1 protein-coding gene is annotated in these 4907 nt (G+C 65.7%); it reads left to right on the top strand.

The window, feature by feature from the left end; all coding sequences use genetic code 11:
• A partial coding sequence (locus AB0M74_RS35115) for an amino acid adenylation domain-containing protein (protein ID WP_366530617.1) occupies positions 1 to 4907 on the top strand: 4907 nt, incomplete at both ends.

Below are 4907 nucleotides of genomic sequence, written 5' to 3'. Positions count from 1 at the left end.
CGTTCGGCGGGTGAGGCTCCGAGCTGGGCTCCGCTCGCGGTGCAGTACGCCGATTACAGCATTTGGCAGCGTGAGGTCCTCGGCAGCGAAGACGACCTGGAATCGCTGGCCGCCAAGCAGATTGCGCACTGGCAGCGGACACTTGACGGGCTTCCCGACCAATTGGATCTGCCGTGGGACCGGCCGCGTCCCGCGGTGCAGTCCTTCGCGGGCGGCAAGGTGGAGGTCCGCGTCGACGCGGAGCTGCATCGGTCGCTGGCCGAGCTGGCGCGTGCCGAAGGCGCGACGCTGTTCATGGTCGTGCACACCGCTCTCGCGGTGCTGCTGGCCCGGTTGTCGGGTACCGACGACATCGCCATCGGTACCCCGATCGCCGGGCGCGGCGAGGCCGTGCTCAATGACATGATCGGCATGTTCGTCAATACTCTGGTGTTCCGCACCACGGTGGACGCGGACGAGCCATTCACGAATCTGCTTGCCCGGCAACGTGAGACGGATATTCAGGCCTTCGCCAACGCCGAGGTGCCGTTCGAGCGCCTGGTCGACGTGCTCAACCCGGAGCGTTCGACCGCGCGGCATCCGCTCTTCCAAGTCGGCTTGTCGTTCCAGAATCACCTCGCCGGGGCCGCGCTGGAACTGCCGGGCCTGACAGTCGCGGGCCTCGACATCGACACTCAACTCTCGCAGTTCGACCTGCACTTGATCGTGACCGACGGTTACGATGAGGCAGGCAACCCCAGCGGCATCGGCGGCTACTTCACCTACGCCGCCGATCTGTTCGATCAGGCGACCGTGCAGGGCTTCGCCGACCGATTCCTGCGCGTGCTGCGCGAAATCACTACCGCGCCACGGGTTTCGGTGGGTGACATCGAAGTACTCGACAGCGCCGAGCGCGCGAGGGTGGTCACCGCATGGAACGCCACCGAGCACGAGGTCGATGCGGCGGCCACCTTGGTGTCGTTGCTGGACGCCACCGTGGCGGCCACCCCGGATGCGGTGGCGCTGGTCGGTGACGAATCGGCGGCCGAGCCGACGGTACTGACCTACGCCGAGCTCGACGCTCGGGTCAATCGTTTGGCGCGGTACCTGATCGGTCGTGGCGTGGGTCCGGAGGATCGGGTCGCGCTGGCGATCCGGCGTTCGGTGGATCTCGTCGTCGCGATGTACGCGGTGGCCAAGTCGGGTGCGGCGTATGTGCCGATCGACCCCGATCAGCCTGCTGAGCGCACCGGGTACATCCTGGATACCGCCGCACCGGTGTGTGTACTGACCACCGGCTTCGATGGGTTCACCGCAGGTGCCGTCGAGTCCGTCCAGATCGATGCTGTCGATCTGACGGAGTACGCCACCGATCCCATCGGCGCCGCCGAGCGCGTCTCGCCGCTGCGTCCGGAGAACACGGCGTACGTGATCTTCACCTCGGGTTCCACCGGCCGTCCCAAGGGTGTTGCCGTCCCGCACGGTGCGATTGTCAACCAGTTGTCTTGGAAGGCAGCGGAATTCGCGCTGTCCGCGGATGACGTGATCTTGCTCAAGACGGCCGCCACCTTCGACTTGTCGGTGTGGGAGTTCTGGTCGGCCGCGGTGAGCGGTGGGCGACTCGTGATCGCCGTGCCGGGCGGGCATCAGGATCCGGCATACCTCAACGCGCTGATGGCACGCGAGTCGGTGACGACGCTGCACGTGGTGCCCTCGATGCTGGATGCCCTGTTGATCGACTCCGGTGACACGCTGGCCGATTCGCTGCGCAGGGTGCTGGCGATCGGCGAAGCGCTGCCCCCGGCGACCGCGCAGCGATTGCGGCGCAACAACTCGGCGCAGCTGTGGAACCTCTACGGCCCGACCGAGGCCGCGGTCTCGATCACCAGTCACGGTGTCACCGACGCCGACCAAGCGTCGGTGTCCATCGGCGCGCCGGAGTGGAACAGCCAGGTATACGTGTTGGATGCTCGGCTGCGACCGGTTCCGGTCGGAGTGTCCGGCGAGTTGTATCTCGCGGGCGTGCAGTTGGCGCGCGGCTACTTCGAGCGGGCGGATCTGACCGCCGAGCGGTTCGTCGCCAATCCGTTCGCGCCGAATGCCCGGATGTATCGCACGGGCGACTTGGTGGCGTGGAACGCCGACGGCGAGTTGGAGTATCGGGGTCGTACGGACTTCCAGGTGAAGATTCGTGGCTTCCGTATCGAGTTGGGTGACATCGAGGCTGCTTTCTTGCGCCTGCCCGAGGTGGCGTCGGTGGCTGTGCTCGCGCATGTCGACCCCGATCTGGGTGACCGTCTGGTCGCTTATGTCGTGCCCGCCGAGCCCGCCGAGTTCGACAAGCAGCAGGTGAAGACGGCTCTGTCCGCGGAATTGCCGTCCTACATGGTGCCGTCGGTGCTGATGGCGCTGGATGCGTTGCCGTTGAATGTGAACGGGAAGCTGGATCGGAAGGCGTTGCCGGCGCCGACCTTCGAGAAGGCGGTGTTCCGCGCGCCGACTACCGCGATCGAGCAGATCGTGGCCGGTGCGTTCGCCGATGTGCTCGGCCTCGCTCACCGTGGGGGTGAGCAGCGTGTGGGTCTGGATGATGATTTCTTCGCCAGGGGTGGTAACTCGCTGCTGGCTACTCAGGTCGCGGCGCGGCTGGGGCAGGCGCTGGATACTCGGGTGCCGGTGCGGCTGTTGTTCGAGGCGCCGACGGTGGCGGCGTTGGCTGTTCGGGTCGAACAGCAGGCCGGTGCCGGCGGCCGCCGTGAATTGGTGGCGGGTCCTCGGCCGGAGCGTATTCCGTTGTCGCTTGCGCAGCAGCGGATGTGGTTCCTGAACCGGTTCGATACCGAGTCGGCTGCTTACAATGTGCCGATCGCGGTGCGTTTGTCCGGCGAGCTGAACATCGAGGCTTTGCGGCAGGCGATCGCGGATTTGGTGGGCAGGCACGAAGTGCTGCGCACGGTCTACCCGGCAATCGATGGTTCCGCTGTCCAGGTGATCCTGCCGCCGTCGCAGGCGGTGCTGCCGTTGGCCGAGCACACCATTGGCGCGGACCGGATCGAATCCGCTGTGATCGAATTGATTTCGATGCCGTTCGATGTCACCGAGCAGGTGCCGGTGCGTGTCGCGTTGTTCGAGATCGAGAGCGAGACACCGGAATACGTGATCGCCATGGTGGTGCATCACATCGCGGGTGATGGTTCCTCGGTCGGTCCGTTGGTGCGTGACCTGATGACGGCGTATGTCGCGCGGTCGATGGGTGAGGCGCCTAATTGGTCGCCGCTCGAGGTGCAGTATGCGGACTTCAGTATCTGGCAGCGGGAGTTGCTGGGTAGTGAGGACGATCCGGCATCGTTGATGTCGAGTCAGGTCGCCTACTGGCGCACCGCACTCGCCGATCTGCCCGAGCAGTTGGATCTGCCGATGGATCGGCCGCGTCCCGCGACGCAGTCGTTCGCCGGTAGCACAGTGCACCTCGGTATCGACGCTGATCTGCATCGTGGTCTGGTCGAGGTGGCGCAATCCGAGGGCGCGACGCTGTTCATGGTCATGCACACCGCACTCGCGGTATTGCTGGCCCGTTTGTCGGGTACCGAGGACATTGCCATCGGTACGCCGATGGCGGGTCGTGGTGAAGCGGCGCTGAACGATTTGATCGGTTCGTTCATCAACACCCTGGTCTTCCGCTCCACTGTGCAAGCGGGCGAGTCGTTCACCGGCTTGCTGTCGCGTCAGCGTGCGACGGATATTCAGGCGTTCGCGAATGCCGATGTGCCGTTCGAGCGTTTGGTGGAGGTGCTGAACCCGGCTCGTTCGACTGCACGGCATCCGCTGTTCCAGGTGGGCCTGTCGTTCCAGAACCTCACCACCACAACCCTGGAGCTGCCCGGCCTGACCGTGTCGGGTGTCGACTATGACCGCGGAATTTCGCAGTTCGATCTGCACCTGATCCTCACCGACACCTACGACGAGTCCGGCACGCCCACCGGTGTGGATGGCCTCTTCACCTACGCGACCGAACTGTTCGATCGCGCCACGGTCGAGGGCTTCGCGGCTCGCTTCCTGCGCCTGCTCGACAACATCGTCGCCGCACCGGCCACCGCCGTCGGTGACCTGGAACTGCTCGCGCTCGCCGAGCGGGATCGCGCTGTCGTCGACTGGAACGACACCGCGCACGAGCTCGCACCGGCCACGCTGGTGTCGAAGTTCGAGGCGCAGGCATTGCGAACCCCGGATGCGACAGCTGTGGTGTTCGAGGGGACGACTCTGACCTATGCCGAGCTCTCGGCACGGGTGAACCGTCTTGCGCGACACCTGATTTCCCTCGGTGTCGGCCCGGATTCGATGGTGGCGCTCGGCATGCGCCGCTCGCTGGATCTGGTGGTCGGCATGTACGCGGTGGATGTGGCAGGCGGCGCGTACGTGCCGTTGGATCCTGATCACCCGGCCGAGCGCAGCCACTATGTGCTCGACACCGCCGCCCCGGTGTGTGTGCTGACGACCACGCGCGACAACTTCGACGCGGGCACCACCAGCACACTCGAGATCGATGCCCTCGATCTGTCGGACTACTCCGACGCGCCGGTCACCGACGCCGACCGCCGTGCGCCCCTGCGGGCGGAGAACTCCGCCTACGTGATCTTCACGTCGGGCTCGACGGGCCGCCCGAAGGGTGTGGCGGTTCCGCACGCGGCGATCGTCAACCAGATCGAGTGGATGCTGGCGGAATACCCGCTCGGCGCCGACGATGTGTACCTGCAGAAGACCGCTACGACGTTCGATGTGTCGCTGTGGGGCTACTTCATGCCGTTGAGCGCGGGTGCGACCCTGGTTGTCGCGACGCACGATGGTCATCGGGATCCGGTGTACGTGGCGGAGATGATCGCGACCCATCGGGTGACCGTGACCGACTTCGTGCCGTCGATGTTGGCCGT

Source organism: Nocardia sp. NPDC051463 (genome assembly GCF_040681975.1).
Taxonomy (GTDB): domain Bacteria; phylum Actinomycetota; class Actinomycetes; order Mycobacteriales; family Mycobacteriaceae; genus Nocardia.
This window is presented reverse-complemented; position numbering and strand designations above follow the sequence as displayed.